Annotated in this window: 1 protein-coding gene; it reads right to left on the reverse strand. The window is 64.4% G+C overall.

What is annotated here, in order from left to right; genetic code table 11:
• Positions 1-138: 138 nt before the first annotated feature.
• A complete protein-coding gene (locus tag HX823_RS29085) occupies positions 139-6,348 on the reverse strand; it encodes a non-ribosomal peptide synthetase (RefSeq protein WP_177078062.1) in 6,210 nt (2,069 codons plus the stop codon).
• Positions 6,349-6,552 lie beyond the last annotated feature (204 nt).

Consider the following 6,552-nt stretch of genomic DNA (forward strand, 5'->3'; position numbering starts at 1 on the left):
TGACCCGCCGTAAGGGCGGAGCCAATACCCGCCATCACCCAAATAACGGATATGTACTCCGTCTGATCCAACATCCAGGTCGGCTGTCAGGCCGCCTTCGCAGGCAAGCCAGCTCCCACACTATCCGCATTACCAACCTTAGATTCTGCGGCGACGGTTCAGCTGAGGAATGGCCGCCTGAGGAACCTCCACCCGCTCCACCTGCGTCGCCGTCTGCGCCGTCAATTGCGCCAACGTCGGATGACTGAACAGCGTCCGCGCATCCACCTCCAACCCCGCCTTGCGCATCCGCGCCACCAGGTTCACCGCCAGCAACGAATGTCCACCCAATTCAAAGAAATGGTCATGCCGCCCCACCCGCTCAAGCTTCAACACCTCGGCCCAAATCCCGGCCATCAGCATCTCCACTTCCCCCAGCGGCGCTTCATAAGCCCGACTCACCACCGACTCCAGCCCCGGCTCCGGCAACGCCTTGCGGTCAAGCTTACCGGCTGGGTTGAGCGGTAACTCATCCAACTGCACAAACGCCGCCGGCACCATGTACTCCGGCAACTGCTCCAGCACATGCGCGCGCAGGGCTTCCAGGCTCGGTGCCTCCTCACGCACAGTGAAATAGGCGACCAACCGCTCATCCCGAATCAACACCGCCACTTCCCGCAACGCCGGATGCGCCATCAGCCGTGATTCAATTTCCCCCAGCTCCAAGCGCACGCCGCGCAGTTTGACCTGGAAGTCATTACGCCCCAGGAATTCAAGGTTACCGTCCGGCAGGTAACGCACCAGGTCACCCGTGCGATACAGCCGGTCGCCGTCAACAAACGGGCTGTCGATAAACCGTTCGGCGGTCATCTGCTCCAGCCCCAGGTAACCACGGGCCACGCCGACCCCGCCGATATGCAATTGGCCACTGACCCCCATGGGCGTCGGCCTGTCATGTTCGTCCAGCACATACAGACGCGTGTTGTTGATCGCCCGGCCAATCGGCAATTGCAGCGCAGGCACCGGCGCGCCGGGTTCCAGGGTCCAGGCGCTGCTGTCCACCGTGGCTTCGGTAGGCCCGTAGACGTTATGCAGGCGCACCTTGGGCAAGCGCGCCTGCACGCCACGGGCCAGGGCTTCAGTGAGTTCGCCGCCGCCACACAGCACGTCGGTCAGGCTGGTGCACAGGGCAGACTCTTCCAGTTCAAGAAACTGCTGGAGCATGGCCGGCACGAACTTGATCACGCTGATCTGCTGTTCGCGAATCACCTGCGCCAGGTACGCAGGCTCACGATGCCCATCAGGCCGGGCGAGCACCAACCGCATGCCGTTGGTGAGCGGCCAGAACAGCTCCCACACTGAGCCGTCGAAGCTGAAGGGCGCCCGTTGCAACAGGGCGCCGCCCTCGGCGTTGGGGCACAACTGCGAGCCCCAGTGCATCAGGTTACCGAGGCCCCGATGCTCTATCATCACGCCTTTGGGCGTGCCGGTGGAGCCCGAGGTGTACATCACGTAGGCCAGGTTGGCGACGCTCAAGCCCGGCACCAACGGATTGCCGATGGGTGCCTGGCTCCAGGCGCAGTGGTCGAAGTCGATCACCGGGATCGACACATCACCCGGCAAGTCGCGGGTTGCCGCGTGCACCAGCAGTGCAACCGGTTGGCTGTCGTGGAGCATGTAGGCCAGGCGCTCGCGCGGGTAGCCTGGGTCCAGCGGCACATAGGCGCCGCCGGCCTTGAGGATCGCCAGCAAGCCCACCACCAAGTCCAACCCGCGCTCGACACACAGCGCCACGCGGGAATCCGGTTGCACCCCGCGTTCGCGCAGGTGGAAGGCCAGTTGATTGGCGCGTTCGTTGAGCTCGCGGTAGGTCAGGTGCAACTCGCCGGCCTGCACCGCCACCGCATGGGGAATGTGCCGCGCGTGGGCCTCGAACAGCGCCTGCACGGTGAGGGTTTCGGGATAAGCGGTTTCGGTGGTGTTGAAGTCCACCAGCAACGTGTTCAACTCGCTGGCGGGCACAACCTGAATTTCACACAGTGGCGTTTGCGGTGCCTGCTCCAGCGTGTCCGCCAGGTTGACCATCACGGTTTCCAGATAATCTAACAAACGCCCGGCGCCGACCTGGCGCGGGGCCTTGGCCTTGATCCGAAAGCCGCTGGCGATGTCGTCCACGGTCAGCATCAGCGGGTAGCTGAGGATGTCTTCACTGCTGAGCAAGGCGATGCCCGGCACCAACGTAAGGTCGCGTTCGGCATCGGTGTGGCGGTAGTTGAGCAGGCTGTTGAAAAGTGGCGATGCACTGCTGCAACGCTGGGCCAACGCCAGCGAGGCCTGCTCATGGGCGAGCAACGCGCTGAGCTGGGCGTGGGTATCGCGCAGGGCATCAGCGACGTTTTTCCCGGCCAGGCGCACCCGCAGCGGCAGCGTGTTGATGAACATGCCCAGGGCCCGGTCAGCGCCCTCGCCCGCTTGCAAACGGCCGAGCAACACGGTGCCGAATACCACGTCATCGCGCCCCGCCACGCGGCTGAGCACCTGGGCCCAGGCCAAGTGGAACAGGCTCGCGGCACTCACGCCCAACCCACGTGCCTGGGCACGCAGGCGCTGATTGAGGCGGTCGCTCAGCACGCGTTCGGCTTCATCCGCGTGCGCCCGGTCCGCCTGGCGTTCCTGGAGCCCGAAGGCCAGCGTCGGCTCGTCGACATCGCCCAGTTGCTCGCGAAAGAACGCCTCATGCCCAGCCTGCCGTGCCGGCGAACGGGCTTGCGTCACCACAGTGCGATACGGCACCGGCACCGGCAGTTGCGCCTGCTGGCCGAGCAAATGGGCGCGGAGTTCCTGCATCAGGATCGTGGTGGACGTAGCGTCGTTGACCAGGTGATGAAAGCGCAGGCGTGCAACCCAGCGCGGGTGCTGCGGTTCTTCGGCATAGTCCAGGGCCATCAGCGGGGCCTGGCGCAGATCCAGCGGTTCACACGCCTCGCGCAAGGGTTCAACGCGTAACAGCGCTTCGCGCCACACCACTTGCATCGGCTGCTCAAGCGCATCCCACACCAGGCTGGTGCGCAAGATGTCGTGGCGATTGATCACCTGTTGCAGGGCCAGGGCAAACGCGTCCAACTGCTCACGCCGGGCAAAGCTGAACAGCGCTTGTTGCTGGTACGGATCGCGCTCGTCGGTGATGTGGTGGTAGAGCAAGCCTTCCTGCAACGGCGCCAGTGGGTAGACGTCCTGCACGTTGGCCGCGCCGCCGGGAATGCTCGCGACAATGCGCGCCAGGTTCTCAGGATCCAGTGCGGCCAGCTCAGGCGCGTCCATCTCGCCGTACTCACTGGCCGCCGCCAAGGCCGCCAGGGTAGGCTGGCCGAACAGCACCTGCACATCGGCGCGCAGCCCGACCTGGCGCATGCGTTGCACCAATTGCACGGCCAGCAACGAATGCCCGCCAAGTTCGAAAAAGTGGTCGTGACGCCCGATCTGTTGCACCTGCAACAGCTCGACCCAGAGTTGCGCCAACAGGGACTCCACCCCGGCGTGCGGGGCTTCGTACAGGCGCGTGACAAAGGCGTCCTGGGTCGGCGCGGGCAATGCCTTGCGGTCGAGCTTGCCGTTGGCGGTCAGGGGCAGCGCGTCCAGTTGCGTGTAGGCGGCGGGCAGCATGTAGTCAGGCAGCGAGGCCTGCAGGTGCGTACGCAAGGCGTCGATCTGCAGCGCTTCGCGGGGGACAAACCAGGCGAGCAATTGCCCATCGCGTGACTGCACTACCGCGTCTTGCACATCCGGATGGGTGGCAAGTACGGATTCGATTTCGCCCAGTTCGATGCGCATGCCACGGATTTTCACCTGGTCGTCATTGCGCCCCAGGTATTCCAGGTTGCCCTCCGGCAGCCAGCGCGCGAGGTCGCCGGTGCGGTACATGCGGCCTTCGATAAATGGATCGTCGAGGAAACGTTCGGCGCTCAGCTCGGGGCGATTGAGGTAGCCCCGTGCGACGCCTTTGCCGCCGACGTACAGCTCCCCCGCGACACCGATGGGCACCGGGCGTTGCTGTTCATCCAGCAAATACACCGTCGCATTGGCGATGGGCGCGCCGATGTGCAAGAGCTGGCCCACTTCCATGCAGCCGGAGGTGGCGACCACCGTGGCTTCGGTGGGGCCGTAGTTGTTGATCACCGCAAAGGACTGCGCCTGGGTAAAGGACCGCAGCCGGTCGCCGCCGATCAGCAGGGTGCGCAGGGTCGGGTGTTGCAGGCCTTGGCTGAAGGCGTACTCGGCCACGGGCGTTGGCAGGAAACACACCTGCAGCGGCTGCGCCTGCCACCAACGGAGCAGCGCGTCGATATCTTCGGCGCCGTCATGCGCCGGCGGCAGATGCACGGTGGCGCCCACACACAACGCAGGCCAGATTTCCCAGGCCATCGCGTCAAACCCGAAACCGGCGACGCTGGCGGTGTGGCTGCCGGCGTGCAGGTCGAAGGCCTGGCAATGCCAGTCCACCAGGTTCGCGACGGTGTGATGCTCGACCATCACGCCCTTGGGCAGGCCGGTGGAGCCGGAGGTGTAGATCACATAGGCAAGATTGGAAGGGCTGACCGCTACGCGGGGGTTGGTACCCAGGTGGAAGGTCGGGCGATCCAGCTGGATCACCGGCACCTCCAGCGCAGGCAAACGCGACAGCAGATCGTGCTGGGTGAGCACCACCACCGGATCGCTGTCTTGCAGCAAATAGTTCAGGCGCTCGGCCGGATGGGCCGGGTCGACCGGCACGTAGCAGGCGCCGGATTTCAGGATCGCCAGCAACCCCACCAGCGTCTCCAACCCGCGCCGCGCCAGGATCACCACGCGATCGTCCGGCTGTACACCACGCTCCAGCAGTTGATGGGCCAGGGCATTGGCCTGCTGGTTGAGTTGGGCGTAACTCAGTTGCCGACCTTGGTGCACTGCCGCCACGGCGTCCGGCGTACGGGTGGCCTGGGCTTCGATGCGGCCGTGCAGGGTTTGCAGCGGTGCGTTGGGCTGGGCGGTGGCGTTCCACTGTTGCAGCTGCGCCTGTTCGGCGGGCGTCACCAGGGAAAAGTCACTGATCTTCAGCGCGACGTCTTCCAAGCCTTGCTCCAGCAGCCAGGTGAAGCGCTGCGCCAGGGCGAGTACGTCGTCGTGCTGGAAGTACGCTTCGTTGTAGACGCAATGCAGGCACGCGGTGTCCTGGTAACGGTTGCTGCGCAGGTGGATCGCCAGCGGCAACGGCTCATGGTGGTTGGACACCTTGACCGCGCGGGCCTCGGTGGTGCCGTAGCGCAGTTCGTGGTCGTCCTGCTCGAAGGACACCGACAGGTCGAACAACTGACCGCGATCGGTGCGGCGCAAGCCCAGCTCACGGTTCATCTCGCTCAGGGGGAAACGCTGGTGGCGGAAGTCCTGCTTGAGCTGGTCACGAACCCCACGCACCACGGCGCTGAACGGCAACTGCTCATCGAACTGCAAACGGACCGCGCTGACCTGGGTGAATAGCCCGACGGTGGATCGAAAACGCGCATTGGAACGGTTGAGAATCGGCAGCCCCACCACCCACTCCGGACGCTGGGCGGTGCGGGTGAAATACACATACATCGCCGCCAGCAGTACATGAAATGCCGAGGCCTGGTAACGGTTGGCCACTTGTTCCATGCGGTTGAGCAGCGCCACCGGAAACGCTTGGGCCAGGGTATTGCTGGACGCCTTGGCGGTATGCCGGGGCGTCAGTAAGGGCTCCGGCAGCACGCGGTATTTGCCCAGCCAATACCCACGGTCGCGGGCATAGCGGGCCGAGGCGTGGTAGCGCTCATCCGCGTCGATGAAGTCGAGATACGACGGCGCCAACGGCTCCGGCTGCCGGCCTTGTTGCAGGTCGGTGTACAGCCGGGCCAGGGATTGCAGCATCTGGCCAAACCCCCAGCCATCGAGGATCAGGTGATGGGCCTGGGTGCCAAGGCGGTAGTGATCGTCGTCGAGCTTGACCAGGAAGAAGCGAAACAGCGGCGCGCCCTGCAGGGTGAATGGCAGGGCCATTTGCGCCTGCATCAACGCCTGACTGGCGGCCTGTGGATCAGCCTCGCCGGCAACGTCATGCAGGGCCAGGTCGACGGGCAACGTAGCGGCGAAGGTCTGCCGAGGCAAACCGTTGGCGTCGGTGTGCAGTTGCGTGCGCAACGCATCGTGCTTGAGCACCAGCAACTCGATGGCGCGCTGCATCAGGTCTTGCGCAATGGAACCGGCAAAATCCACATAGCCGCCGATGTTGTACAGCGGCGAATCGCCTACGCGCAGTTGATCGAGCCAGATGTCCTGTTGGGCGGCGGTAAGGGGGAAGCTGGAGGAATGCTTCATAAGATCCTTCTCATGGGGTTCAGGCACTGGCCGCGCAGGGAGGCCCATTACGACGAATAGGCCGGATTGGAGCATGAGGGATCGGGGCTGTCTGACACCCTAAACCCGGACATCCAAATGGATGGAACAGGCTTGGCTGAGGGTTCATTGCTGAAACGATTAAAGCTGTGTAGGAAATTGGCTATCCCTGACCGCTGCCAGCTC

The sequence above is a fragment of the Pseudomonas sp. P7759 genome, from assembly GCF_013386445.1.
Classification (GTDB): domain Bacteria; phylum Pseudomonadota; class Gammaproteobacteria; order Pseudomonadales; family Pseudomonadaceae; genus Aquipseudomonas; species Aquipseudomonas azotoformans_A.

Bases quoted from the DNA above. Each gene is read 5' to 3' on its own strand.
- HX823_RS29085 (WP_177078062.1), bottom strand. From the start codon at position 6,348: ATGAAGCATTCCTCCAGCTTCCCCCTTACCGCCGCCCAACAGGACATC.